Source organism: Arthrobacter sp. H5, from assembly GCF_000520595.1.
Lineage (GTDB): Bacteria > Actinomycetota > Actinomycetes > Actinomycetales > Micrococcaceae > Arthrobacter_D.
The window spans coordinates 28,595-29,124 of sequence record NZ_KI915021.1; the positions used below are offsets into that span (position 1 = coordinate 28,595).

General features: G+C 60.6%; 1 pseudogene. It reads right to left on the reverse strand.

From position 1 onward, the window contains the following. Window positions 1-348: 348 nt before the first annotated feature. Window positions 349-530: pseudogene (locus Y708_RS30045) on the reverse strand (IS110 family transposase); the annotation flags it as partial.

Below are 530 nucleotides of genomic sequence, written 5' to 3' on the forward strand. Positions count from 1 at the left end.
CGTGTGCGGGCGTGGTTCTTCAGCCGGTGTCTGAAATCCGTAGCCGAAATTGCATCCACGGTTACGAGTGATCCTCTAATCTAAAGGATGCTCAATCAGGACGTGCGGCGCCCTCAAGCCGGTCCGTCTGGGGAATCCCCAAACGGGTCAGCCTTCGTGTGCGGGCGTGGTTCTTCAGCCGGTGTCTGAAATCCGTAGCCGAAATTGCATCCACGGTTACGAGTGATCCTCTAATCTAAAGGATGCTCAATCAGGACGTGCTAGTCCGAAAATGAGGCGGGTTAGGCGCTTAGGTGGGCATGGTGACGCTTCCGGCCGGTGGCCGGTCACGTGACTGGTTGGGCGGGGTCAGGCGGCTGTTGCCGGGGTGAGGGTGACGTTGTAGCCGAGGGCTTCGAGCTGGCGGATATGGCCGCGCTTCCTGGTGTCCGGATTGGTCCGCCGGGTGTAGTGGTCGGGGCCGAGGTCGTGGAAGCGGGTGTCGGGGTTGGCCAGTAGATGCCAAATGATCACGAGGATGGAACGGCCGA